This window comes from Pseudomonas mandelii (assembly GCF_006438925.1).
Classification (GTDB): Bacteria; Pseudomonadota; Gammaproteobacteria; order Pseudomonadales; family Pseudomonadaceae; genus Aquipseudomonas; species Aquipseudomonas mandelii_C.
In genome coordinates this window covers 262,211-288,622 of the sequence record NZ_RCZA01000006.1, presented here as the reverse complement: position 1 = coordinate 288,622, position 26,412 = coordinate 262,211, and the positions used below count along the sequence as shown (strand labels likewise).

Sequence of the window (26,412 nt, the reverse complement as noted above, 5' to 3'; positions counted from 1 at the left end):
CCCTCTCCCCATTGGGGCGGTCCGACGTTTCGGGAGGGCTGGGGTGAGGGGTGGATTTCAAGAGCAATACAAGTCTCAAGACCTACCCGACAATCCGAATATTAGTCTCCAGCAACGATCAGCGGTTAAACCGCTCCACCAACGAATACTGGGTATTCGCTGTCTTCGTCAGCTCTTCACTCAACAGTGCCGAGTGTTGCGCCTGTTCCGAGGTCTGATCCGCCAGGTGCGAGATGTTGCTGATGTTGCGGCTGATCTCTTCGGCGACAGCGCTTTGCTCTTCGGTCGCTGCAGCGATCTGGGTGGTCATGTCGGTGATGTTGGCCACCGCTTCGCTGATCCCCACCAGTGCCTGGTCCGCTTCCAGTACCCGCGCCACACCTTCTTCGGCCTGGCGATGGCCAGCCTCCATGGTTTGCACCGCCGTGCTGGCGGTTTGCTGGAGCTTGGCGATCAGGGCGTGGATCTGCCCGGTGGATTCGCTGGTGCGTTGCGCCAGTTGACGGACTTCGTCGGCGACCACCGCAAACCCACGACCCATTTCACCGGCACGGGCCGCTTCGATGGCGGCGTTCAACGCCAGCAGGTTGGTCTGGTCGGCGATGCCTTTGATCACATCGACCACGCCACCGATTTCGTCGCTGTCCTTGGCCAGTTGGGTCACGGTCAGCCCGGTTTCACCCACCACCACCGACAGGCGCTGGATGGCTTCGCGGGTTTCCCCGGCGATGTCGCGGCCGCGACCGGTCAGGCGATTGGCTTCCTGAGTCGCATCGGCCGTGCGCTGCACGTGGCTGGCGACTTCCTGTGTGGTGGCGGCCATCTGATTGACGGCGGTGGCCACTTGCTCGGTTTCGACACGTTGGCGTTCCAGGCCATTGGAGCTGTTGTGCGCCAGGGTGTCGGACTGTTTCGCTTGGTCGCTCAGGTGCTCGGCGGTGTCCTGCAGACGGGTCAGGCAGGTTTTCAGGCGGGCTTCCTGGCTGAGGATCGACATCTCCAGGCGTGCTTGAGCGCCGCGGCTGTCGGTGTACATCTGCGCAATCAGCGGGTCGGAGGTGGTCTGCCCGGCCAGGTGCAGCAGACGCTTGAGGCCGCGCTGTTGCCAGCTCAACCCCAACAGACCCAATGGCACCGACAGGCCGGCGGCCAATGCAAAACCCCATTGGGAATTGAGCGATGCACCGATCATGAAGCTCAGCTGGCTGACCAGAATGAACGGCAGCCAGTCCTGCAGCACTGGCAGCCATTTGTCCGTTGAAGGAATCGCCGACTTGCCCTGGTTGATGCGTTGGTAGAGCGCTTCGGCACGGCGGATCTGCTCGGCGGTGGGTTTGACCCGCACCGATTCGTAACCGACCACCTGATTGCCTTCGAAAACCGGCGTGACATAGGCGTTAACCCAGTAGTGATCACCGGTCTTGCAGCGATTCTTGACAATGCCCATCCATGGCAAGCCTTGTTTCAGTGTGCCCCACATGTGCGCGAACACTGCGGCCGGGACGTCAGGGTGACGGACCAGGTTATGCGGCGCACGGATCAGCTCTTCACGAGAATACCCACTGATCTCGACGAAAGCGTCGTTGCAATAAGTGATCACGCCCTTGGCATCGGTGGTGGAAATCAACCGTTGCTGAGCCGGGAAGGTCCGTTCGCGTTGTGTAATGGGCTGGTTGTTACGCATGGCTTTTTCAATCCGCAAGGCTTTGACTGGTTGTCGGCATCGTCAGCCATTTATTGAGATTATTTTTCAGTAATCAGTGGCGCGTCGCAAAACGCCCCTTGCGTCAGCCTGCGAGCATCGGATAGGTGAACAGCCCGAAGTGCAGCAGGTTTAGGCCGAAATGGGTGGCGATGGCCGCACCCAAGCCACCAAAACGGTAGGCCAGACCATAGCCGACCCCCGCCAGACCCGCCAGCAACACCCATTGCCAGCCGGCGCCCACGTGCACCAGGCCGAACAGCAGTGAGGCGAGGAACAGGGCGAGGTTTTCACCGTGGGGCAGGTTTTTGAAGTGCCGGGCCAGACCGCCCTGGATGTATCCGCGAAACAACGCTTCCTCGACCAGCGTCACCAGCAGCAGGTTGTTAAACAGCCACAGCCAGGCTTGATCCGGCCACTTCGGTGCCCAGCTGATCACGCCCAGCAACAGCGCGCCACCCAAGGCCAGCGCGGCGCTCAACGTCAGCCCCAGCGCGGTGGCATAGATGGAAAGGCGCAGCGAACGTCGACCGACAATCCACGGGCAAGCCAGCAAAAGCCAGAATCCGATCAGGGGTTTGTCCAGATTCAGGTACATGAAAAACGGCACGGCATCGTCGGTGAATCGCTGAGAGGCGAAACCACGACCGTTGTAGAAACCGGGAAGCCAGTGCATCGCCAGTGCCAGGACCAGGACGAAGAACACCCCATGACCGAGGTAGCGGCCGGCTTGAACCTTTTGCTGGCGCACGGCGAAACCTGTGAACAGCAACAATGCGACGGAGATGACGGCAAGCCAGCCGAGTTGGCCGTAAATCAGTGCCAGACCATAGCCGAGGGAGAGGAGGGCCAGGTAGTTCCATGGCAGAGCAATCATGTGAAGTCCTTGTGTCGAAATTCTGCGGGTTGCCCCGTTCCATGTGGGAGCGAGCCTGCTCGCGAATGCGTTATATCAGCCAACGATGATTTTGAATGTTATGGCCCCTTCGCGAGCAGGCTCGCTCCCACAGTGGTTTTGTGTCGGGTACAACATTGTGAACAACACCCATCAAGCGGCGCGCGATTATAAGGACGTTCGCGGCCCAAACAAAAACACCGCCCGAAGGCGGTGTCTGTGGCAGCGGCCGGTTACGACGCAATCAACTGTCGCAACACGTAATGCAAAATCCCCCCCGATTTGAAGTACTCCACCTCATTGAGGGTATCGATCCGGCACAACACCTCGACTTTCTCGCGGCTGCCGTCTTCACGGGTGATCACCAGTGTCAGGTTCATTCGCGGCGTCAGCTCGACGCCGCTCAAACCCAGAATATCCAGCGTTTCCTTGCCGGTCAGGTTCAGGCTCTTGCGGTTTTGATCCAGCTTGAACTGCAGCGGCAACACGCCCATGCCCACCAGGTTGGAGCGGTGAATCCGTTCGAAACTTTCCGCAATGACCGCTTTGACCCCCAGCAGATTGGTGCCCTTGGCTGCCCAGTCACGACTCGAGCCGGTGCCGTATTCTTGCCCGGCAATCACCACCAACGGTGTGCCCGACGCTTGATAGCGCATGGCCGCGTCGTAGATCGGTATCTTCTCCCCGGTGGGAATGTAAATCGTATTGCCGCCTTCTTCGCCGCCGAGCATTTCGTTACGAATGCGGATGTTGGCAAAGGTGCCGCGCATCATCACTTGGTGGTTGCCGCGACGCGAGCCATAGGAGTTGAAGTCCCGTGGTTCCACGCCTTTCTCGCGCAGGTAGTGGCCTGCGGGGCTGTCGGCCTTGATGTTGCCGGCCGGGGAGATGTGATCGGTGGTTACCGAATCACCCAGCAGCGCGAGGACTCTGGCACCGGCGACGTCCTTGACCACCGGCGGTGGCCCGCCGATGTCATCGAAGAACGGGGGATGCTGGATGTACGTCGAATCGTCCTGCCAGACATAGGTCGCCGCTTGCGGCACTTCAATTGCCTGCCATTGCTCGTCGCCGGCAAACACTTCGGCGTACTCCTTGTGGAACATCGCGGTGTTGACCTGGTTCACCGCGTCGGCGATCTCTTTGGTGCTTGGCCAGATGTCCCGCAGGTAAACCAGATTGCCCTCTTTGTCGGTACCCAAAGGCTCGCTGCTGATGTCGATGCGCACCGTGCCGGCCAGCGCATAGGCGACGACCAGCGGCGGGGAGGCCAGCCAGTTGGTTTTCACCAGCGGATGCACGCGGCCTTCGAAGTTGCGGTTGCCCGACAACACCGAGGCGACGGTCAGGTCGGCGGCCTGAATGGCTTTTTCGATCGGCTCCGCCAATGGCCCGGAGTTGCCGATGCACGTGGTGCAGCCGTAGCCGACCAAGGCAAAACCCAGTTCATCAAGGTACTGGGTCAGGCCCGCAGCCTTGTAGTAGTCGGTGACCACTTTCGAGCCTGGAGCCAGCGAACTCTTGACCCACGGTTTGCGCTTGAGGCCTTTCTCCACGGCTTTCTTCGCCACCAGACCGGCGGCCATCATCACGCTCGGGTTGGAGGTGTTGGTGCAGGAGGTGATCGCGGCGATCACCACCGCACCGTTTTTCAATCGATAGGTCTGGCCGTCGTATTCGTAGTCGGCTTCACCGGCCAGATCGGCATTGCCCACCGCAACGCCACCGCCGCCTTCACTTTCGAGGCGACCGACTTCCTTGCTGGTGGGTTTGAAATGCAGGTCGACGAAGTCACTGAACGCTTGCGCGACATTCGGCAGCGATACCCGGTCCTGGGGGCGTTTCGGCCCGGCCAGGCTGGCTTCGACGCTGCCCATGTCCAGCGCCAGGCTGTCGGTGAACACCGGTTCCTGGCCCGGCAGGCGCCACAGGCCCTGGGCTTTGCTGTAGGCCTCGACCAGTTTCACGGTCTCGCTGGTGCGACCGGATAAACGCAGATAGTCCAGGGTGATGTCGTCCACCGGGAAAAAGCCGCAGGTGGCACCGTATTCCGGGGCCATGTTGGCGATGGTCGCGCGGTCGGCCAGCGGCAGGTCGGCGAGGCCGTCACCGTAGAACTCGACGAATTTGCCGACCACGCCTTTCTTGCGCAGCATCTGGGTGACGGTCAGCACCAGGTCGGTGGCGGTGATGCCTTCCCTGAGCTTGCCGGTGAGTTTGAAGCCGATCACTTCCGGGATCAGCATCGACACCGGTTGGCCCAGCATCGCCGCTTCCGCTTCAATCCCGCCGACGCCCCAGCCGAGCACGCCGAGGCCGTTGATCATGGTGGTGTGAGAGTCGGTGCCGACCAGGGTGTCCGGGAAGGCATAGGTGCGGCCGTCCTCGTCCTTGGTCCAGACTGTGCGCCCCAGGTATTCCAGATTCACCTGGTGACAGATCCCGGTGCCCGGCGGCACCACGCTGAAGTTGTTGAAGGCGCTTTGGCCCCAGCGCAGGAACGCATAACGTTCACCGTTGCGCTGCATTTCGATGTCGACGTTTTGTTCGAAGGCGCTGGCGCTGGCGAATTTGTCGACCATCACCGAGTGGTCGATCACCAGATCCACGGGGGAGAGCGGATTGATACGCTGCGGGTCGCCGCCGGCCTTGGCCATGGCGGCGCGCATGGCGGCCAGGTCGACCACGGCAGGAACGCCGGTGAAATCCTGCATCAGCACCCGCGCCGGGCGGTACTGGATTTCGCGATCGGAGCGACGTTCCTTGAGCCAGGCGGCAATCGCCCTGAGGTCGGCGCCGGTGACGGTTTTTTCATCTTCCCAGCGCAGCAGGTTTTCCAGCAGCACTTTCAACGACATGGGGAGTTTGTCCAGGTCGCCGAGGCTCTTGGCAGCGTCGGGCAGACTGAAATAGTGGTAGGTTTTGTCGTCGACTTGCAGGGTTTTAAGGGTGTTCAGGCTATCGAGGGACGGCATTGCGATCACTCCTTTGAGTCCGCACGGCTACGGACTGAGGGGACGGACAGAGCATTAAAACTAGCCCTGTTTTAAGTAGCTGGCTAATAACTGGACTCTATCGACAAGTCCGAGGTTCCGAACTCGGCTATCATGCGCCGGTTTTCGTGACAGGCTTTGCTTCAACGCAAGTCTGGGCATCGCGCAGTGGCTGAATTCTTCGCCAACTGCCCAGGAGTAAGAATGAACACCCTCTTTATGCATTGCCGGCCGGGCTTCGAAGGCGAAGTCTGTTCCGAGATTTCCGAACACGCCGCGCGGCTGAACGTGGCCGGCTATGCCAAGGCCAAGACCGCCAGCGCCTGCGCCGAATTCATCTGCACCGAAGAAGACGGCGCCGAGCGCCTGATGCGTGGCCAGCGTTTCGCCGATCTGATCTTCCCGCGCCAGTGGGCTCGCGGGATCTTCATCGATCTGCCGGAAACCGACCGTATCAGCGTAATCCTCGCGCACATGGCGGACTTCCCGCTGTGCGGCAGCCTGTGGCTGGAAATGGTCGACACCAACGATGGCAAGGAACTGTCGAATTTCTGCAAGAAGTTCGAAGGCCACCTGCGCAAGGCGCTGATGGCCGCTGGCAAACTGGTTGAAGATGCCCACAAACCGCGCCTGCTGCTGACCTTCAAAAGTGGCCGAGAAGTGTTCATGGGCCTGGCCGAGTCGAACAACTCGGCGATGTGGCCGATGGGCATTCCGCGGCTGAAGTTTCCGCGTGAAGCGCCGAGCCGTTCGACGCTGAAACTGGAAGAGGCCTGGCACCATTTCATCCCTCGCGATCAGTGGGATGAGCGCCTGCACAGCGACATGACCGGCGTCGACCTTGGCGCCGCTCCCGGCGGCTGGACCTGGCAACTGGTCAATCGCGGTATGCTGGTGACTGCGATCGACAACGGCCCGATGGCCGAAAGCCTGATGGACACCGGTCTGGTGCAACACTTGATGGCTGACGGCTTCACCTTCAAGCCCAAGCAACCGGTGGACTGGATGGTCTGCGACATCGTCGAGAAACCGGCGCGCAACGCCGCGATGCTGGAAGAATGGATTGGCGAGGGGCATTGCCGCGAAGCGGTGGTCAACCTCAAACTGCCGATGAAACAGCGTTACGCCGAAGTGAAGCGTTTGCTGGAACGCATTGCCGACGGGTTCAAAGAGCGCGGTATTCGGGTCGAGATCGGCTGCAAACAGCTGTACCACGACCGCGAAGAAGTGACCTGCCATTTGCGCCGACTCGACGTGAAGAAACCCAAGTCCCGCTAGTTGACGGGCTGTCGGACTGTAGGGCTGTAGGAGCTGTCGAGTGAAACGAGGCTGCGATCTTTTGATCTTGCTCTTGAAAAACAAAATCAAAAGATCGCAGCCTCGTTTCACTCGACAGCTCCTACAGGACTGCAGCCGGCAGTGTCATGACATCTGTTAAGAGCCCCGGCAATGCGCGACAATGCCGGCAAGTTTCAGGAGTGAATCATGAGTGAAATGATTGATACGCCGGTTGACGGCACCCTCGACGCCACCGGCCTCAACTGCCCGGAACCGGTGATGATGCTGCACCAGCACATCCGTGACCTGGTGCCCGGCGGCCTGCTCAAGGTGATCGCCACGGACCCGTCGACCCGTCGCGACATTCCCAAGTTCTGCGTGTTTCTCGACCACGAACTGGTGGCGCAGCACGAAGAGGCAGGTACCTACCTCTACTGGATCCGCAAGAAGCTCGCTTAACCCGCCGAATGGCTGATGCGGATCCGCTTGCGTGCACTGCGCGTCAGGCGGATCGACAGCATCAACGCCGCGCAACTCAAGCCCACGATCAAACCCTGCCACAGCCCGCTCGGGCCGCTCGGCGCGCCGAACCAATCGGTCAGGCCCAACGTGTAACCCACCGGCAAACCAATCCCCCAGTAAGCGAACAGCGTCAGGATCATCGTCACCCGAGTGTCCTGATAGCCGCGCAACGCGCCGGCAGCCGTCACCTGGATCGCATCGGAAAACTGGAACAGCGCCGAATACACAATCAGCATCGCCGCAACATGAATCACCGTCGGGTCGGCCGTGTAGATCGTTGCGATGTGTTCCCGCAGCAACAGCATCATGCTCGCGGAAATGCACGCATAGGCCAGTGCCGTGCCCATGCCGACACCGGCGGCGAAACGGGCTTCACGCGGCTCCTGACGGCCGAGCGCCTGGCCGACCCGCACGGTCACGGCCATGCCAAGGGAGTAGGGGATCATGAACACCAGCGAACTGAAGTTCAGCGCGATCTGGTGCCCGGCCACCACCGTTGCCCCGAGGCTGCCGATCAGCAGCGCAATCACGGCGAAGATGCTCGACTCGGCGAACACCGCGATGCCGATCGGCAGGCCGATGCCCAGCAGGCGTTTGATCACCGACCACTGTGGCCAGTCGAAGCGGCTGAACAACTCACTCGACTGATACGCCGGCGCCCAGCGCTCCCACCCGGCCATGCCCAGCGCCATCACCCACATCACGATCGCCGTGGCCCAGCCGCAACCGACACCGCCCATGGCGGGCACACCGAAGTGGCCGTAGATGAAGATGTAGTTCAGCGGTATGTTCAGCGCCAACCCGCACAGACCCAACACCATGGCCGGACGCGTGCGCCCCAGTCCGTCGCTGAAGCAGCGCAGTACATGGTAGAACGCGACGGCGGGCAAACCGCTGGCGATGCCATGCAGGTACTGCATGCACGGGCCGATCAGTTCGGGATCGACCTTCATGATGTGCAGAATCGGTTCGGCGCTGAATAACATGCCGGTCGCCATCAAGCCCACCACCAGCGCCAGCCAGAGTGCCTGGCGCACGATCGGGCCAATCTCGCTGTGGGTGCCGGCGCCGAAACGCTGGGCGACTTTCGGGGTAGTGGCCAGCAGAGTGCCGGTCATCAACAGAAACACCGGCACCCAGATCGAGTTGCCCAGCGCCACCGCCGCCAGATCCCTTGGCCCGACCCGACCCGCCATCACCGCATCGACGAAGCCCATGGCGGTGGTCGCCAGTTGCGCGATCATGATCGGCAAGGCCAGGCCGAGCAGGTTTTTCAGCTCCAGGCGAACCCGGGCGGGGCGGGTGAGGGAAGTAGCGGCGGGGCGGTCAGTCACGGAATTCAAGGGCGAAACGTCCAAAGATGTTGATGCGCAAGGCGGCGCATTCTACGCCCTGACGCAGTGGTCAGGAAAAATCCTGTGTTAGCGATTTGTAATCCTTTTCCCCCCACGCACGGTCCCTTGTAGGAGCTGTCGAGTGAAACGAGGCTGCGATCTTTTGATCTTGTCTTCAAAAAACAAAGTCAAAAGATCGCAGCCTCGTTTCACTCGACAGCTCCTACAGGGGATGCGTGCTAGGCGTGACGTGTCATCTCCGCCTACACTGCCGATCCGCCAAAGGAGCCTGCCATGCTGATTGTTGCCGACGAAAATATCCCGCTGCTCGATGCCTTCTTCGAAGGTTTCGGTGAAATCCGCCGGGTGCCGGGACGTTCCATTGACCGCGCCACCGTCGAACAGGCCGATGTGCTGTTGGTGCGCTCGGTGACCAACGTTAACCGCGCGTTGCTCGAAGGCAGCAAGGTACGCTTTGTCGGCACCTGCACTATCGGCACGGATCATCTGGATCTGGATTACTTTCAGCGGGCCGGCATCACCTGGTCCAGCGCCCCCGGCTGCAACGCCCGGGGCGTGGTCGACTACGTCCTCGGCAGCCTGCTGACCCTGGCCGAAATCGAAGGCGCCGACCTGACTCAACGCACCTACGGCATCGTCGGTGCCGGTGAAGTGGGCGGCCGGTTGGTCAAGGTTCTGCAAGGTCTGGGCTGGAACGTGCTGGTCTGCGATCCGCCAAGGCAAGCCGCAGAAGGTGGCGATTACGTCAGCCTCGAACAGATCATCGAGCAGTGCGATGTCATCAGTCTGCACACGCCGTTGAAGAAACACGGCGCCCAGTCGACCTGGCATCTGTTCGATAAAAACCGATTGAACCAGCTCAAATCCGGCACCTGGCTGATCAACGCCAGTCGTGGCCCGGTGGTCGACAACGCCGCGCTGCGCCAGGTGCTGCTGCAGCGCGAAGACCTGCAAGCAGTGCTGGATGTCTGGGAAGGTGAGCCTGAGGTCGATGTGGCCCTGGCCGAACTCTGCGTGCTGGCGACGCCGCACATTGCCGGTTACAGCCTCGACGGCAGACAGCGTGGGACCGCGCAGATCTATCAGGCGTATTGCGATTTTCTCGGGCAAGCGGCCCAGATCAGCTTGAACGATTTGCTACCCGCACCCTGGTTGGCGCAAATGACCTTGAACGCTAACAGTGATCCGGCCTGGTCGCTGGCCATGGTGTGCCGTGGCGTGTACGACCCGCGCCGCGATGATGCGGATTTCCGTCGCAGCCTGGTAGGCAATGTGAACGAGCAGCGTGCAGCGTTCGATTCACTGCGCAAGCATTATCCGCTGCGGCGTGAGATTGATGGGTTGCAGGTGCGGATCGAGGGGGATTCGCCTGAGTTGCAGAAGATCGTGGCGGCGTTGGGGGCTTCTGCTGTCTGAGCATCGAGTCGGCCCCTTCGCGAGCAGGCTCGCTCCCACATTTAATCTCAGTCGTATACAGACGCTATATCCACTGGAGATCACTGTGGGAGCGAGCCTGCTCGCGAAGGGCCGCACTGCAATTTCTGGATAAGCAGCCATAAAAAACCCGGCCATCAGAGGCCGGGTCAAGAAGACGGTGGCTATATCACTTTTGTTCGGCAGGCTTGACCAATCGCTTTTCCAGTTCGCGGCAAGCGTCCTGGATCATGCCTTCAGTGATCGGTACTTCGCGCCCATCCTTATCGATAATTGAGCAACCCAGAGACTGGTCTGGCTGTGTGCGGATCACTTCAATCTTGTCTTCGCTGCTGTTTTGCAAGGACATGGCCTGTCTCCTCATCAGGTTGTGTGCTTACTGTAGAACCGCCAGGTGACCGGACTGTGACAGCTCCCTGCGATCGCCCCAGGGCGGCAGCATCAGTCCACCAGAAATACCGCGGCGTTGCCACCCGGACTTTAGACCAATACCGTCTAGGGTCTAGTCTTTGCGGTCATATTTAACCTGACTCATTATGATTTACAGCGTTCAGGCCCATCGACCGGTGTAGGCTTGATCGCGTCAAACCCTACTGGTTGCGCCATCGAATGATCTCCATCCTCTCTTCCCGTCAACGGCGCGCCATGCGCCTGGCCCTGCGTTTCATCGCACCTTATCGCTGGCCGGCCGTCGGTGCCTTGCTCGCATTGATCGTCACGGCGGGCATCACCTTGTCCATGGGGCAGGGGATTCGCCTGCTGGTGGATCAAGGTTTCATGACCCAGTCGCCGCATTTGCTCAACCAGTCCATCGGCTTGTTTATGTTGCTGGTGGTCGGGCTGGCGATTGGCACCTTCGCGCGTTTCTACCTGGTCTCATGGATCGGTGAGCGCGTTGTCGCGGACATCCGCCGTCAGGTGTTCAACCATCTGATCTACCTGCATCCTGGGTTCTACGAAGACAACCGCAGCTCTGAGATCCAGTCGCGGTTAACCGCTGACACCACGCTGCTGCAATCGGTAATCGGCTCTTCGTTGTCGCTGTTTTTGCGCAATCTGTTGATGGTGATCGGCGGGATCGTCCTGTTGTTTATCACCAACCCCAAGCTCACCAGCATCGTTGTGGTCGCGTTGCCGTTGGTGATCGCGCCGATCCTGATCTTCGGCCGTCGGGTGCGTAGCCTGTCACGCCTGAGCCAGGACCGGATTGCCGATATCGGCAGCTATGTTTCCGAAACCCTGGGCCAGATCAAAACCGTGCAGGCCTACAACCATCAGGTCCAGGACGAGCAGCGCTTTGCTGCAACGGTGGAGGAGGCCTTCAACACCGCTCGCAAGCGGATCTTCCAGCGAGCCTGGCTGATTACCCTGGTGATCGTACTGGTGCTTGGCGCGGTCGGGGTGATGCTCTGGGTCGGCGGAATGGATGTCATCGCCGGGCGGATTTCCGCGGGCGAGCTGGCGGCGTTTGTGTTTTACAGCCTGATTGTTGGCAGCGCATTCGGCACGTTGAGCGAAGTGATCGGCGAACTGCAGCGTGCCGCCGGCGCCGCCGAGCGGATAGCCGAATTGCTGCGTTCGGAGAACATCATCCGGCCACCGACCACTGGCCTGGTGACCTTGCCTGAACGGGTGAAGGGTGACCTGGTGCTGCAAGACGTGCGCTTTTCCTACCCGTCGCGTCCCGAAAGCTATGCGGTCGATGGTTTAAATCTGACGATCAATGCTGGCGAAACAGTCGCATTGGTAGGCCCCTCCGGTGCCGGAAAGTCGACGGTCTATGATCTGCTGCTGCGCTTTTACGACCCGGCCGAAGGACGCATCCTGCTCGATGGCGTGCCGCTGACTCAACTCGATCCGTTGGACCTGCGCCGCTGCTTCGCCCTGGTCTCGCAATCCCCGGCGCTGTTCTTTGGCAGCATCGAAGAGAACATCCGCTACGGCAACCCGACGGCAACCCTGGCCCAGGTTCAGGAAGCGGCGAAAATCGCTTACGCCCACGACTTCATTGAACAAATGCCCAACGGCTACCAGAGCCACCTTGGCGACGGTGGCCTCGGTTTATCCGGCGGTCAACGCCAGCGCCTGGCCATCGCCCGGGCGCTGCTGGTGGACGCGCCGATCCTGCTGCTGGACGAAGCCACCAGCGCCCTCGACGCCCAGAGCGAACACCTGATCCAGCAAGCCCTGCCGAGCCTGATGAAAAACCGTACCACGCTGGTCATCGCCCACCGACTGGCCACGGTGAAAAACGCTGACCGGATCGCGGTGATGGATCAGGGGAAACTGGTGGCGGTGGGCACGCATCAGGAATTGATTGCGAGCAACGCGCTGTATGCGCGGTTGGCGGCATTGCAGTTCAATGACGGTAAGGCCGAACTCGATCTTCATCTGTAGGAGCTGTCGAGTGAAACGAGGCTGCGATCTTTTGATCTTGATCTTCAACTGTGCCGAAAAAGATCAAAAGATCGCAGGCTCGTTTCACTCGACAGCTCCTACACAGCTCCTACACAGCTCCTACATAACCGGCATTACCGGTTATTGATCGTCAAAGTAGCGCTCATGCCAATCCACCAGCGGCTGCGGTGAGTTGAGCTTCTGGCCGTAGATCACCGAGTACGACAGCACGTTTTGCACGTACTGGCGGGTTTCGTCGAACGGGATGCTTTCCACCCACACGTCGAAGCTCAGGTGATCGGCACCGCGCAACCACTGACGTACGCGGCCGGGGCCGGCGTTATAGGCGGCGGAGGCGAGGACGCGGTTGCCGTTGAACTGGCTGTGGACCTGGCTCAGGTAAGCGGCGCCGAGCTGGATGTTTTTGTCCGGGTCCAGCACTTGCTGCGGCGATGCCAGGGGAATACTGAACTTGCGCGCGGTTTCCTTGGCGGTGCCGGGCATGAGTTGCATCAGGCCGCTGGCGCCGACGCCGGAACGGGCGTCGTCCATGAAAGCACTTTCCTGACGGGTGATAGCGAACACCCAGCTCGAATGCAGGCCACGAACCTTGGCTTCACGCACCATTGTTTCGCGGTGGGCCATCGGGAAACGGATGTCCAGGTCGTCCCAGTACTGCGCCTGACTGATGGTACGGATTGCCGGGAAATACCATTTCAGGTCGTAGGCCAGTTTCGCCTGGGCAACCATTTCGTCCCGGCTGAAGTGACGGCTGACGTGGTACCACTCACGGCGACCGTCGACGATCTGCCCGCGAGCGTGAAACTCCAGTGCGCGACGCACGCCCGGCGTGTTGCGCACCTTGTTGATCAGCGCCTGGCTCAGCACCAGTGGTTTGTTGACCAGCGAATAGGGTAACTGCGAGCGATCAGCGGCAAGGAAACCGTAGAAATCACGCTCGCGGGCGAGGCCCTTATACAGCGTCTGCGCTTCCGGGTTCTGCGGCTGCGCCAGTTCCAGGCTGCGTGCCTGCCAATAGCGCCAGCGATTGGTGGTCGCCAGATCGGGCGGCAGGCGGCGAGTCAACTGATAGGCATCGTCCCAGCGGGCCAGGCGCAGCAGCAGACGCAAGCGCCATTCGGAAACCGTGTTGTCACGCAGTTCCGGGTCGTACTTGGTCATTACGTCCAGTGCGCGAGGGTCGAAGCGGCGGGCGAGGGTCAAGCCGATTTCACGGGCGATGGCCACTTTCTCATCACGGGAGAAGTGCATGCTGCTGGCGTAACCGTCGAGCAGCTCCATGGCCTTGTCCGGGTCTTGCTTGGCCAAGCGGCGCAGGCCGAGGCTGACGATGTCAGACATCGGTTCATCGGCCGGGGTGAAGCGCGACGGCTGGTTGAGCAGTTCGGGTTTCTGCGCCACATCAATCAGCAAACGACCGCGAGGGGCGAGGGTGGTCAGACCGTTGACCAGGCTGTTGGCCAGCGGATAGTTACGCGCCTGGGCGGCAAGTTTGGTGCGCTCCCAGCGTTTCTGCTCGGTCAACTGACCTTCGGCAGCCCATTGCCCGAACAGCGCATCGCACGCGGCGGGTTGGGATTTGCCGGTCAGCCAGAGTTTATTGGCGTTGGCGTAACCTTCGGCTTTCTGGTTATGCCCGAGCTGATACTGCGCGTTCAGGCAGTCCAGTTCGGTGAAATTGAGCTTGGGGTCGTAGTACTTGACGAAGGTCGCCCAGTCACCGCGTTCCGCCAGCCAACGCAGCCAGCGCAACTTCATCCAGTTGGCCTGGGGCAGGTCTCCGTGCTCGGCGAGGAATTTCTCGATTTCGGCATTGCTCGCGGTTTTAAGGCGAGCGGTCAGTTCGTCATACGCCAGGTACGGCTCCAGCGGGTAATCGCTGAGGGCCTGGCTGTAACGGAAATAAGGACCGGTATCCCCCTTGGCGAGGGCACGCTTGGCTTCATCGTAATACTGGCGCTGGGTGGACAGGTCCACCGCCTGGGCGGTTTGAACGGCAGTGGCAGAAAGAAGAAAACAGGATAAAAGACTGAAAAGGCGACTGCGCATGAGACGTCCGGGCAGAGAAATCATGACAAGCGCGGGCAATGCCCGCGCTGAATTATCTGTAGCTTAGCCTTTTGCCAGCAGCGGGCGAAAGCTTTGCCGGCCTGTCAGCATCAGTTCGCAACATTTGTCATGCAGAGTGTCGCGAAGGTGAAATTGCCGGCCTTCTGAAGCCTCAAGTCAGGTAGAATGCGCGCCCGGTTTTTGGAGAAGCTCATGACCCTGCTCAAATTCAGCGATGTGTCCCTTGCTTTCGGCGCTATGCCGTTGTTGGACAAGGTGTCCTGGCAGATCGCCCGTGGTGAGCGGGTGTGCATCATCGGCCGTAATGGCACTGGCAAGTCCAGCATGATGAAGCTCGTCAAGGGCGACCAGAAGCCCGATGAGGGCTCCGTTTGGCGCGCACCCGGCCTCAAGATTGGCGAATTGCCGCAAGAATTGCCGGTAGCCGACGAGCGGACCGTGTTCGACGTGGTGGCTGAAGGTCTGGACGGTGTCGGCGAACTGCTCGCGCAGTATCACCACCTCAGCCAGAACATCGTCACCGACGCCGACCTGGACAAACTGATGCACGTCCAGCACGACCTCGAAGCCCGTGACGGCTGGCGTTTGCAGCAACTGGTCGACAGCACGTTGAGCCGTCTGCAGTTGCCGGCCGACAAGACCCTCGCCGAATTGTCCGGCGGCTGGCGTCGTCGCGTCCTGCTGGCTCAGGCTCTGGTTTCCGAGCCCGATCTGCTGCTGCTCGACGAACCGACCAACCACCTGGATATCGGTGCAATTGCCTGGCTCGAAGAGGCGCTGAAGGATTTCCAGGGCGCCGTGCTGTTCATCACGCACGACCGTTCATTCCTGCAGAACCTCGCGACCCGCATTCTGGAACTGGATCGCGGTGGCTTGATCGACTGGAACGGCGACTACGCCAGCTTCCTCGTGCACAAAGAAGCCTCGCTGGCCGCTGAAGACACCGCCAACGCGCTGTTCGACAAAAAACTGGCCCAGGAAGAAGTCTGGATCCGCCAGGGCATCAAGGCTCGCCGCACCCGTAACGAAGGCCGCGTCCGTGCCCTCAAAGCCCTGCGCAACGAGCGTAGTGAGCGTCGTGAACGCACCGGCAAGGCCAACATCCAGTTGGATACCGCTGACAAGTCTGGCAAGCAGGTCATGGTTCTCGAGAACGTGAGCTTTGCTCACCCGGGCGGCCCGTTCCTGATCAAGGACTTCTCGATGGTCCTGCAGCGCGGCGACCGCATCGGTCTGCTCGGCGCCAACGGCACCGGCAAAACCACACTGCTGAAGCTGATGCTCAGCGGTCTGCAGCCAACCAGCGGCACAGTGGAAGAGGGGACGCGCATCGACGTGGCCTACTTCGACCAGTTGCGCCATCAGCTGGACCTGGAAAAGACCGTAATTGACAACGTTGCTGAAGGTCGCGACTTCATCGATATCGATGGTCAGAGCCGCCATGTGCTGAGCTACCTCGGCGACTTCCTGTTCAGCCCGCAGCGTGCCCGCACGCCGGTGAAGGCGCTGTCCGGTGGTGAGCGCGCCCGTCTGTTGCTGGCGAAACTGTTCAGCAAACCGGCGAACCTGCTGGTTCTCGACGAACCGACCAACGACCTCGACGTCGAAACCCTCGAGTTGCTGGAAGAGGTCTTGCTGACCTTCAACGGCACCGTGCTGATGGTCAGCCACGACCGGGCATTCCTCGACAACGTGGTCACCAGCACCCTGGTCTTCGAAGGTGAAGGCAAGGTTCGTGAATACGTCGGTGGTTATCAGGACTGGCTGCGTCAGGGCGGCTCGCCGCGCCTGTTGGGCGTGACCGAGAGCAAGTCCGGTAAAGCCGACCTGACCTCCGCTGTCGTGACGGCCGAAGCTGCGCCAGTCGCTGCTGTAGTCGAAGCACCGGTGGCGAAGAAGAAGCTCAGCTACAAGTTGCAGCGTGAGCTGGAAATGTTGCCGGGTCAGATCGAAGCCATGGAGCAGCAGATCGCTACCGTTGAGGCGCAAATGGCCGATGCCGGTTTCTATCAGCGTCCGGCTGCCGAGACCGCTGCAGTGATCGCTCAGTTGGAGCAGTTGCAGGCTGAGCACGACGTAATGGTCGAGCGCTGGGCCGAGCTGGATGCCTGATTGATCCTGCTATAAAAAAGCCCGGCGTTCAGTGATGAGCGCCGGGCTTTTCGTAGGAGCTGTGGTTTAGCTTTTGATCAGGCGCACCGCGAGCACATCACAGGGCGCACCATGCAGCACGTCATTGGCGGTCGAACCCAGCAGCAATGCCAGGCCGTGTCGGCCATGGCTGCCCACCACGATCAGGTCGCAGGTTTGTTCCTTGGCCAGGTGATGGATCTCCTGGCGTGGCTGGCCGTAGGTCAGGTGGCTGTATTCCTTGGAGAGTTCCGGGTACTTCACGATCAGTCGGTCCAGGCGTTCCTTGGCCTGATCGAACTGCTGTTGTTGCAGTTGTGACAGGTCCATGGGCACGTCGCCGCCAAAGGCCATGGCCATCGGCTCGACAATGTGCACCAGGGACAGCTTCGCCCCGTTGCTCACCGACAGTTCGCGAGCGCGGTGGATTACAGGATCGCACTCTTCGGTTAGATCTACAGCGACCAGAATGTGGTTGTAGGGCATGAGGTGCTCCTCCTGAGGATTGCAATATTGGTAAGTATGGCTGGTTTCAAGCGCATTGTTTTCAAAGTGACCCAATGCGCTCATCAAGAATCGGGAGTACAGATATGACGGTCTGGATAGTGGTGTCAATCCTGTTGGTGGTACTGAGTCCGCTGGCATGGTTGCGCCCATCGCGCCATCAGAGCGGCCGCATGGCCCTGCGCATGGAGGCGCGACGCATCGGATTGGCGATGCAACTGGCGCCTCAGGACTGGCCACACTGGCTGAGCAAGGAGCCGCCGAGCCCTTGCGCCCAATACCATCGGCCACGACGTGGCAATCGACCGGCGTGCTGGAGTTACTGGCAAAAAGCGCCTGGTGTGTGGGTCAATCAGTGGCAGGAGGTCTGCGAGGAACCTGCGTTGCTGATTCATTTCGAAAAGTTGCCAGACAACGTTTACAAGGTCGAAGCAGACAAGCAGATGATCACGTTGTATTGGGGCGAGAAGGGCGAAGCGACGGTTTTGCAGGATATTGATGCGGTGCTGAAAGCGCTGGCATAAAACGCGGAAATTTCGCGCCGCAATGGCGCGAAACGTCCGGCAGACAGGCAATAAAAAGCCCGACATCATCATCGGGCTGGAGTTGGCCAGGCAGGCCGGTAATTCTGTGTGGCGCTGATCTTACGCTGGGCATTCGCCAAAAGCGTTGATGTTTTTTCCTCAAGGTCCCGCCAGCGTAGCTTGTTAAACAAAGGCTGCAGCGAATTAGGGCGACTTTTCTAACTATTGATCCTATGAATGGCCTCACATGCAGCCGCGTGTTGCAGGGCTTCGCGGTACGGAAATGACCGGAAAGTCGCGTTTCAACCCGTATTTTGGGCGATTGACAATTGTCGGAAATTCCGTGAAGGTGACGTACCCAAATCAAACGGGCGTATGAATTGAGCGTTTGTATTACAGACCGCTCCTACAGAATCCCGACTATCGCGTTGGCGGGTGTGCCGGGTGGATGGGCGTAGCATTGACGTTAAACGTCCCTGCCGAGCCATTCGCCTGCGTCCGACGTGTACTGTTCAGCTTCCATATCGTGGAGATCAGTTGATGATTTACGAAGGTAAAGCCATCACGGTTAAGGCTCTTGAAAGTGGCATCGTCGAATTGAAATTCGACCTCAAGGGTGAGTCCGTCAACAAGTTCAACCGTCTAACCCTGAACGAACTGCGTCAGGCCGTAGACACCATCAAGGCAGATGCTTCGATCAAGGGTGTGATCGTCAGCAGTGGCAAGGACGTGTTCATCGTCGGCGCCGACATCACCGAATTTGTCGAGAGCTTCAAGCTGCCTGATGCAGAGCTTGTTGCTGGAAACCTGGAAGCCAACAAGATTTTCAGCGATTTCGAAGACCTCAACGTCCCGACTGTCGCCGCGATCAACGGCATCGCCTTGGGTGGCGGTCTGGAAATGTGCCTGGCGGCGGACTACCGCGTCATGTCCACCAAGGCCAAGATCGGTCTGCCGGAAGTCAAGCTGGGTATCTACCCGGGCTTCGGCGGTACCGTGCGCCTGCCGCGCATCATCGGTGCCGACAACGCCATCGAATGGATTGCCGCCGGCAAGGAAAACCGCCCTGACGACGCGCTGAAAGTCGGCGCAGTCGACGCAGTGGTTGCCCCTGAGAAACTGCAGGAAGCTGCTCTGGAGCTGATCAAGCGCGCCATCTCCGGCGAGTTCGACTACAAGGCCAAGCGTCAGCCGAAGCTCGAAAAGCTCAAGCTCAATGCCATCGAACAAATGATGTCGTTCGAAACCGCCAAGGGGTTCGTGGCCGGTCAAGCGGGCCCGAACTACCCGGCACCGGTCGAAGCGATCAAAACTATCCAGAAAGCCGCGAACTTCGGTCGCGACAAGGCGCTGGAAGTCGAAGCCAACGGTTTCGTCAAACTGGCCAAGACCTCTGCTGCGCAGAGCTTGATCGGTCTGTTCCTGAACGATCAGGAGCTGAAGAAAAAGGCCAAGGCCTACGACGAAATCGCCAAAGACGTGAAGCAGGCGGCCGTATTGGGCGCTGGCATCATGGGTGGCGGTATCGCTTATCAGTCGGCCTCCAAAGGTACGCCGATCCTGATGAAAGACATCAACGAGCACGGCATCGAGCAAGGTCTGGCCGAAGCTGCCAAATTGCTGGTGGGCCGCGTTGATAAAGGTCGCATGACCCCTGCGAAAATGGCTGAAGTGCTCAACGGCATTCGTCCGACCCTGTCCTACGGTGATTTCGGTCACGTTGACCTGGTGGTTGAAGCAGTTGTCGAGAACCCGAAGGTCAAGCAAGCCGTTCTGGCCGAAGTCGAAGACAAGGTCAAAGAGGACACCATCCTCGCGTCCAACACCTCGACCATTTCCATCACCTTGCTGGCCAAAGCCCTCAAGCGCCCGGAAAACTTCGTCGGCATGCACTTCTTCAACCCGGTGCACATGATGCCGTTGGTAGAAGTGATCCGTGGCGAGAAGTCCAGCGAGGTGGCGGTTGCCACCACCGTTGCCTACGCCAAGAAAATGGGCAAGAACCCGATCGTCGTCAACGACTGCCCGGGCTTTCTGGTCAACCGCGTGCTGTTCCCGTACTTTGGCGGTTTCGCCAAACTGGTCAGCGCCGGTGTGGACTTTGTCCGTATCGACAAGGTCATGGAAAAATTCGGCTGGCCAATGGGCCCGGCGTACCTGATGGACGTGGTCGGTATCGACACCGGCCACCACGGTCGCGACGTAATGGCTGAAGGCTTCCCGGACCGCATGAAAGACGACCGTCGTTCGGCCATCGACGTGCTCTACGAAGCCAAGCGCCTGGGCCAGAAGAACGGCAAGGGCTTCTACGCCTACGAGACCGACAAGCGCGGCAAGCAGAAGAAAGTCGCCGATCCGTCGGTACTGGAAGTGCTCAAGCCGATCGTTTTCGAACAGCGCGAAGTCACTGACGAAGACATCATCAACTGGATGATGATCCCGCTGTGCCTGGAAACCGTGCGTTGCCTGGAAGACGGCATTGTCGAAACTGCTGCCGAAGCCGACATGGGTCTGGTCTACGGTATTGGTTTCCCTCCATTCCGTGGCGGTGCGCTGCGCTACATCGATTCGATCGGTGTTGCAGAGTTCGTTGCCCTGGCTGACCAGTACGCTGATTTGGGCGCGCTGTACCACCCGACCGCAAAACTGCGTGAAATGGCCAAAACCGGCCAGCGGTTCTTCGGTTAAGCGCCCCCAACTAGAGTGAGAGTGAATATATGAGCTTGAATCCTAGAGACGTCGTGATTGTCGACTTCGGTCGTACTCCGATGGGCCGCTCCAAGGGCGGCATGCACCGCAACACCCGCGCCGAAGACATGTCGGCGCACCTGATCAGTAAACTGCTGGAGCGCAACGTCAAGGTTGATCCGAGCGAAGTCGAAGACGTGATCTGGGGCTGCGTGAACCAGACCCTGGAGCAGGGCTGGAACATCGCCCGCATGGCGTCCCTGATGACTCAGATCCCGCACACCGCTGCCGGCCAGACCGTTAGCCGTCTGTGTGGTTCGTCGATGAGCGCTCTGCACACTGCTGCGCAAGCGATCATGACCGGCAACGGTGACGTGTTCGTGGTTGGTGGCGTCGAGCATATGGGTCACGTCAGCATGATGCATGGTGTCGATCCGAACCCGCACATGTCCCTGTACGCGGCGAAAGCCTCGGGCATGATGGGTTTGACCGCTGAAATGCTCGGCAAAATGCACGGCATCACTCGCGAACAACAGGACGCTTTCGGCGTGCGCTCCCACCAGCTCGCTCATAAAGCGACGCTGGAAGGCAAGTTCAAAGACGAAATCATCCCGATGCAGGGCTACGACGAGAACGGTTTCCTGAAATTGTTCGACTACGACGAAACCATTCGTCCGGAAACAACCCTGGAAAGCCTGGCGGCTCTGAAGCCAGCGTTCAACCCTAAGGGCGGCACCGTGACAGCCGGTACTTCGTCGCAAATCACCGATGGTGCTTCGTGCATGATCGTGATGTCGGCGCAGCGTGCACAGGACCTGGGCATTCAGCCTATGGCGGTGATTCGTTCGATGGCGGTGGCAGGTGTGGACCCGGCAATCATGGGCTATGGTCCAGTACCGGCCACACAAAAAGCACTGAAGCGCGCGGGTCTTGGCATTAACGATATCGACTTCTTCGAGCTCAACGAAGCTTTCGCCGCACAGGCCCTGCCAGTGCTGAAAGATTTGAAAGTACTCGACAAGATGAACGAGAAGGTTAACCTGCACGGCGGCGCGATTGCCCTGGGTCACCCATTCGGTTGCTCCGGTGCACGTATCTCCGGCACTCTGTTGAACGTGATGAAGCAAAATGGCGGCACCTTCGGGGTAGCCACCATGTGCATTGGTCTCGGCCAAGGCATCTCCACCGTCTTCGAACGCGTTTAAGCGTTCCGTTGACGGAAGCCGGGGCCAAGTGCCCCGGTTTTTGTTTTTCTGAATTTATTTTTGTTTTTATTTTGAAAAGATTTGAGCGAGGGCCAAACCATGCCGATACAACCTGGGCTCTACCAACATTACAAAGGTCCGCAGTACCGCGTATTCAGTATTGCGCGGCATTCGGAAACCGAAGAAGAAGTGGTCTTCTACCAAGCCCTGTATGGCGATTACGGCTTTTGGGTGCGTCCCTTGAGCATGTTCCTGGAGTCGGTCGAGGTTGACGGCGAACAGGTGCCACGATTTGCTTTGGTGCAAGCCGAACCGAGCCTTTTTTCCAAGCCATAAGCTGAGTGCGCGCAAAACCCTGCGCTTGACCTCACCTTGTAGCCACTATATATAGCGGTGCCGCGTCAGGCGCCAACCGCCTTTCACTTCTAGAATTCAGGAATTTTCTGATCCATGGGCAAATCGCTGGTCATTGTGGAATCCCCGGCTAAGGCCAAGACCATCAACAAGTATCTGGGTAACCAATACGTGGTGAAGTCGAGTATCGGCCATATCCGAGACCTGCCCACCAGCGGTTCGGCTAGCGCCAGCAAAGAGCCAGCCGCCAAGCGCGGCAAGGCCGCCGCGGGTGAAGGTCCGGTGCTCACGCCGAAAGAGAAAGCGCGCAAGCAGCTGGTCTCGCGCATGGGTGTCGATCCCGATCATGGCTGGAAAGCCAAGTACGAGATCCTCCCGGGCAAAGAAAAGGTTATCGAAGAGCTGCGCCGGCTCGCCAAGGATGCTGACACCATCTATCTCGCAACCGACTTGGATCGCGAGGGAGAAGCCATTGCCTGGCACCTGCGCGAAGCCATCGGTGGTGATGACAGCCGCTACAAGCGTGTGGTGTTCAACGAAATCACCAAGAAGGCGATTCAGGAAGCCTTCTCCAAGCCGGGCGAGCTGGACATCGACCGTGTAAACGCCCAGCAGGCGCGTCGCTTCCTCGATCGCGTGGTGGGTTACATGGTTTCGCCACTGCTGTGGGCCAAGGTCGCCCGTGGCCTGTCCGCCGGTCGCGTGCAATCGGTTGCCGTGAAGCTGGTCGTTGAGCGTGAGCGTGAAATCCGCGCGTTCAACCCGGAAGAGTACTGGGAAGTTCACGCTGACCTCGGCACCGCGAAGGGCGCAACCGTGCGCTTTGACGTGGCTCGCGAGAAAGGCGAAGCCTTCAAGCCGCTCAACGAAGCCCAGGCCATGGCCGCGCTGGAGAAGCTCAAGGCTTCCAGTTACAGCATCGTCAAGCGCGAAGACAAGCCGACCAGCAGCAAGCCGTCGGCACCGTTCATCACGTCCACCCTGCAACAGGCTGCGAGTAACCGCCTGGGCTTCGGCGTGAAGAAAACCATGATGATGGCCCAGCGTCTGTACGAAGCCGGCTACATCACTTATATGCGTACCGATTCCACCAACCTCTCGGTCGATGCCGTGACGATGGCGCGTACTTATATTGAAGGCGAGTTCGGCAAGAAGTACCTGCCGGAAACCCCGAATGTCTACAGCAGCAAGGAAGGCGCACAAGAGGCTCACGAAGCGATTCGTCCCTCCGATGCCAATACCGAGCCAAGCAAGCTGTCGGGCATGGAGCGTGATGCTGAGCGGCTCTACGAGCTGATCTGGCGCCAGTTCCTCGCTTGCCAGATGCTGCCGGCCCAATACCTGTCGACCACTGTCACCGTCGGTGCCGGTGACTTCGAGTTGCGCGCCAAGGGCCGCATCCTGAAGTTCGACGGTTACACCCGCGTCATGCCGCAAATTGCCAAGCCTGGCGATGACGACGTGTTGCCGGACATGGCTCAGGGCGACGCGATGAAGCTGATAAAGCTTGATCCGACCCAGCACTTCACCAAGCCGCCGGCGCGTTACTCGGAAGCGAGCCTGGTTAAAGAAATGGAAAAACGCGGCATCGGTCGTCCTTCGACCTACGCGGCGATCATTTCGACCATCCAGGATCGTGGCTACGTAGCGCTCCACAACCGTCGTTTCTACTCGGAAAAGATGGGCGACATCGTTACCGAACGTCTGGCCGAGAGCTTCTCCAATCTCATGGACTACGGCTTCACCGCCGGCATGGAGGAGAACCTTGATGACGTGGCTCAGGGTGAGCGCGACTGGAAGAATGTGCTCGACGAGTTCTACGGTGACTTCAAGAAAAAACTTGAAGTAGCCGAAAGCGCCGAAGGCGGCATGCGCGCCAACCAGCCAGTGATGACTGACATTCCGTGCGTATTGTGCGGGCGTCCGATGCAGATTCGTACTGCATCGACCGGCGTGTTCCTTGGTTGCTCGGGCTACAGCCTGCCGCCGAAAGAGCGCTGCAAGGCCACTGTCAACCTGGTACCGGGCGACGAAATCGCGGCGGACGACGAGGGTGAATCGGAATCTCTGGTGCTGCGTGGCAAGCACCGCTGCCCGATCTGCAGCACGGCGATGGACGCATACCTGCTCGATGAGAAGCGCAAGCTGCACATCTGCGGTAACAACCCGGATTGCGACGGCTACGAAATCGAAGAAGGCAGTTATCGCATCAAGGGCTACGAAGGTCCGAGCCTGGAATGCGACAAGTGCGGCAGCGAGATGCAGCTCAAGACTGGCCGGTTCGGCAAGTTTTTCGGTTGCACCAACGCGACGTGCAAAAACACCCGCAAACTGCTGAAAAGCGGTGATGCGGCGCCGCCGAAGATGGATCCGGTGAAGATGCCTGAGCTGAAATGCGAAAAGGTCAACGACACCTACATCCTGCGCGACGGTGCTTCCGGCCTGTTCCTGGCGGCCAGTCAATTCCCGAAAAACCGCGAGACGCGTGCTCCGCTGGTCATGGAAATTGTGCCGCACAAGGATGAGATCGATCCGAAGTACCACTTCCTCTGCGAAGCGCCGAAGAAAGATCCGGACGGCCTGCCTGCTGTGATCCGTTACAGCCGTAAAACCAAAGAGCAGTACGTACAGACTGAAGTCGACGGTAAGCCGACTGGCTGGAAAGCGTACTACGACGGCGGCAAGTGGACGGTTGAAGACAAGCGTCCGGCGAAGACCGCTAAGGCTTAACAGGTGCTGTACTGAAAAGGCCGCATGACAACCCTCGGGTTTTCATGCGGCCTTTTTGTTTTGTGCTTGCGGTGAGCTCGGCTGATCCACGACACTGTCTGACCTGCGTGAAGCAATTATTTCGTTGTGGAGGCTGCCGTCATGGCCCACGAACTCTATACCCGTACCAACCAGAAGATTTACTTCGCCGGCCTGTCGCTGGAAGCGCTCGCCAGAGCCGAAGAGGGGCGGGCGATGAACTCCCTGGCGCTGATCCAGGCCGGACGCGAATCGGCGTTGTTCCACCTGTACGGTGCGTTGCTGGGGCTATGCCATGAAATCGCCGGTTTCTATCGCTTGCCTCAAGCCAATGCGCCTCGGGCCGAGTTGCTGCTGACTCGCGAAGTGCTTGAAGCCATCGCGATTCCGGAAATGGCCGAGATGGTCGAGTTGGCCAATAATTCGGAAACCTGGCTGGCCAAACTGCTTGCCGCCCATGCTGCACTGTTTCAGCCGCCACGGGCGCCGCACAAGCCTAAGGGTGACGTGACGCAGCCGCTGATCCTGGCCGTTAACCTGGATGAAGAAGAGGCGCTTGAGGAGTTAAGCAGGGAAGAACTCGAGAGCTGGCGTCAGAACCTGAAAGGGTTGGCGATTCGGTTTCGCGAAGGTTTGAACGAGTGTTGAGGGAAGGATGACCCGATGGGTTGTCCGCTCAGGGATGAGTGCTAGCAGATATGTCTTCGCAATGACATCTGGTCAAGTTACCGAGCGAAGCCTGGCCGATGCCTATATAATCCCCGCCTTTCGTGGAGAACAGACCTTTATGCCAACGTCCTTTCTAGAAATTGTCGAGTTACCAGACGGCCGAATCGAGCTGCGCAGGGCCGAGGACGAAGGTTCTCTGGTTACTTTGGATTTCTCCGAGGATGCCAAAGCGTTCCTGCAGGGCCAGCACGTGGAAGTCGCCAAGGCGATGTTGAGCGTCGGCGTTCAGATGGCCGGACGCTTGGTTGAAGGCGAATTCAATACGGATGAGAGTTCGCGAGTTCTCCATTGATCCCGTTCGTCGCATTTTGCTGATACCGATATAGATCGGCTTCTCTATCCTTTGAGAAGCCCCGCGCTATTCATGGCGCGCATTGTTTGCACGTTAACCCAATCGAATATTCAGGCTCTGCGCATCTCCGGTACGGGCTGCGCTGATCAACTGTTGCCGTGAGTTTGTGCTCAGAGGGTTGAGCCAACTAACCACCGTGTGGCTGCGGCCCAGGCGCAAGGCCTCGCAGGTCAACTGCTGAGCGCTTTGTGTGCCGCGCGGTTGCAGCAGCAGGATGCGTTCGCGGTTAAGGCCGGCGTCCCGCAACCAAGCCTGGGTCAGGCTGGCGGGCGGAGCGATCAGCGTCAGCCAGCGCGCGTCCTGGTCCTGGCTCAGTTCCCTGAGAATCGGCGCAAGAAGGTTCAGGCAGTTCCCGGCTGCACCACGTAGCGACAGCTCACTGAAGACTTCGGGCTCGGCGCTCCAGGGTGACTCGACCACGTTTTTCAGGATCGGCGCCAATGGCTGCACCATGAACGCCTCGAACAACGGCAGTTGGGCTTGCTGTGATGTGTGTGGGAACTGCATAAAG

General features: G+C 59.5%; 20 protein-coding genes. 12 read left to right on the top strand and 8 right to left on the bottom strand.

Features of this window, described 5'->3' with window-relative positions; translation table 11 throughout:
• Positions 1 to 118: 118 nt before the first annotated feature.
• From EAH74_RS16010 to acnA, 3 genes are all read right to left on the bottom strand, one after another.
• The gene (locus EAH74_RS16010) at positions 119 to 1,684 is read right to left on the bottom strand and encodes a methyl-accepting chemotaxis protein (RefSeq protein ID WP_046047856.1); all 1,566 of its coding nucleotides are present in this window, start codon (positions 1,682 to 1,684) and stop codon (positions 119 to 121) included.
• 103 nt (positions 1,685 to 1,787) lie between these two features.
• Positions 1,788 to 2,579: a CPBP family intramembrane glutamic endopeptidase gene (locus tag EAH74_RS16005; protein ID WP_140679718.1), complete on the bottom strand. Its 792-nt coding sequence runs from the start codon at positions 2,577 to 2,579 to the stop codon at positions 1,788 to 1,790.
• Between the two features lie 251 nt (positions 2,580 to 2,830).
• Positions 2,831 to 5,572, bottom strand: coding sequence for an aconitate hydratase AcnA (gene acnA / locus EAH74_RS15995; protein ID WP_140679716.1), 2,742 nt, complete (start codon positions 5,570 to 5,572; stop codon positions 2,831 to 2,833).
• A gap of 222 nt (positions 5,573 to 5,794) precedes the next feature.
• Here acnA and rlmM point away from each other — a divergent pair, with 222 nt between their 5' ends.
• A complete protein-coding gene (rlmM, locus tag EAH74_RS15990; RefSeq protein WP_008157308.1) occupies positions 5,795 to 6,868 on the top strand; it encodes a 23S rRNA (cytidine(2498)-2'-O)-methyltransferase RlmM in 1,074 nt (357 codons plus the stop codon).
• A gap of 207 nt (positions 6,869 to 7,075) precedes the next feature.
• Positions 7,076 to 7,327, top strand: a complete 252-nt coding sequence (gene tusA, locus EAH74_RS15985) for a sulfurtransferase TusA (protein ID WP_007907805.1) — start codon at positions 7,076 to 7,078, stop codon at positions 7,325 to 7,327.
• On the opposite strand, the gene EAH74_RS15980 is transcribed toward tusA, so the two are convergent.
• A complete protein-coding gene (locus EAH74_RS15980) occupies positions 7,324 to 8,733 on the bottom strand; it encodes an MATE family efflux transporter (RefSeq protein WP_140679715.1) in 1,410 nt (469 codons plus the stop codon). The genes tusA and EAH74_RS15980 overlap by 4 nt on opposite strands.
• A 285-nt stretch (positions 8,734 to 9,018) precedes the next feature.
• Between EAH74_RS15980 and pdxB the strand changes: the two genes are divergently transcribed.
• On the top strand, positions 9,019 to 10,161 hold the full coding sequence (pdxB, locus tag EAH74_RS15975) for a 4-phosphoerythronate dehydrogenase PdxB (protein ID WP_140679714.1): 1,143 nt from the start codon (positions 9,019 to 9,021) through the stop codon (positions 10,159 to 10,161).
• 187 nt (positions 10,162 to 10,348) lie between these two features.
• Here the strand turns inward: pdxB and EAH74_RS15970 are convergent, their stop codons facing one another.
• A complete protein-coding gene (locus EAH74_RS15970; protein WP_033061931.1) occupies positions 10,349 to 10,528 on the bottom strand; it encodes a PA1571 family protein in 180 nt (59 codons plus the stop codon).
• 260 nt (positions 10,529 to 10,788) lie between these two features.
• On the opposite strand from EAH74_RS15970, the gene EAH74_RS15965 reads away from it, so the two are divergent.
• Positions 10,789 to 12,576, top strand: coding sequence for an ABC transporter transmembrane domain-containing protein (locus tag EAH74_RS15965; RefSeq protein WP_170206626.1), 1,788 nt, complete (start codon positions 10,789 to 10,791; stop codon positions 12,574 to 12,576).
• A gap of 141 nt (positions 12,577 to 12,717) precedes the next feature.
• Here EAH74_RS15965 and EAH74_RS15960 read toward each other — a convergent pair whose 3' ends face one another.
• The gene (locus EAH74_RS15960) at positions 12,718 to 14,646 is read right to left on the bottom strand and encodes a transglycosylase SLT domain-containing protein (RefSeq protein WP_140679713.1); all 1,929 of its coding nucleotides are present in this window, start codon (positions 14,644 to 14,646) and stop codon (positions 12,718 to 12,720) included.
• Positions 14,647 to 14,859: 213 nt separating this feature from the next.
• Here EAH74_RS15960 and EAH74_RS15955 point away from each other — a divergent pair, with 213 nt between their 5' ends.
• A complete protein-coding gene (locus tag EAH74_RS15955) occupies positions 14,860 to 16,779 on the top strand; it encodes an ATP-binding cassette domain-containing protein (RefSeq protein WP_140679711.1) in 1,920 nt (639 codons plus the stop codon).
• Positions 16,780 to 16,845: 66 nt separating this feature from the next.
• Here EAH74_RS15955 and EAH74_RS15950 read toward each other — a convergent pair whose 3' ends face one another.
• Entirely contained in the window at positions 16,846 to 17,283 is a 438-nt protein-coding gene (locus EAH74_RS15950) for a universal stress protein (RefSeq protein ID WP_008151425.1), read from the bottom strand.
• A 104-nt stretch (positions 17,284 to 17,387) separates the two neighbouring features.
• On the opposite strand from EAH74_RS15950, the gene EAH74_RS15945 reads away from it, so the two are divergent.
• The 7 genes from EAH74_RS15945 (at position 17,388) to EAH74_RS15915 (ending at position 25,841) form a co-directional block, all read left to right on the top strand.
• A complete protein-coding gene (locus EAH74_RS15945) occupies positions 17,388 to 17,825 on the top strand; it encodes a hypothetical protein (RefSeq protein ID WP_074875120.1) in 438 nt (145 codons plus the stop codon).
• 540 nt (positions 17,826 to 18,365) lie between these two features.
• Positions 18,366 to 20,513, top strand: a complete 2,148-nt coding sequence (fadB, locus tag EAH74_RS15940) for a fatty acid oxidation complex subunit alpha FadB (RefSeq protein WP_140679710.1) — start codon at positions 18,366 to 18,368, stop codon at positions 20,511 to 20,513.
• A 29-nt stretch (positions 20,514 to 20,542) separates the two neighbouring features.
• The gene (fadA, locus tag EAH74_RS15935; RefSeq protein ID WP_008007076.1) at positions 20,543 to 21,718 is read left to right on the top strand and encodes an acetyl-CoA C-acyltransferase FadA; all 1,176 of its coding nucleotides are present in this window, start codon (positions 20,543 to 20,545) and stop codon (positions 21,716 to 21,718) included.
• Positions 21,719 to 21,817: 99 nt separating this feature from the next.
• On the top strand, positions 21,818 to 22,054 hold the full coding sequence (locus EAH74_RS15930) for a DUF1653 domain-containing protein (protein WP_046047845.1): 237 nt from the start codon (positions 21,818 to 21,820) through the stop codon (positions 22,052 to 22,054).
• Between the two features lie 114 nt (positions 22,055 to 22,168).
• On the top strand, positions 22,169 to 24,802 hold the full coding sequence (topA, locus tag EAH74_RS15925; protein ID WP_123365432.1) for a type I DNA topoisomerase: 2,634 nt from the start codon (positions 22,169 to 22,171) through the stop codon (positions 24,800 to 24,802).
• A 141-nt stretch (positions 24,803 to 24,943) separates the two neighbouring features.
• A complete protein-coding gene (locus tag EAH74_RS15920; RefSeq protein WP_140679709.1) occupies positions 24,944 to 25,468 on the top strand; it encodes a DUF6586 family protein in 525 nt (174 codons plus the stop codon).
• A gap of 139 nt (positions 25,469 to 25,607) precedes the next feature.
• Complete coding sequence (locus EAH74_RS15915) at positions 25,608 to 25,841, top strand: hypothetical protein (RefSeq protein ID WP_010456352.1); 234 nt, start codon at positions 25,608 to 25,610, stop codon at positions 25,839 to 25,841.
• A gap of 93 nt (positions 25,842 to 25,934) precedes the next feature.
• On the opposite strand, the gene sulA is transcribed toward EAH74_RS15915, so the two are convergent.
• A complete protein-coding gene (gene sulA / locus EAH74_RS15910) occupies positions 25,935 to 26,408 on the bottom strand; it encodes an SOS-induced cell division inhibitor SulA (protein ID WP_140679708.1) in 474 nt (157 codons plus the stop codon).
• Positions 26,409 to 26,412: the final 4 nt, after the last annotated feature.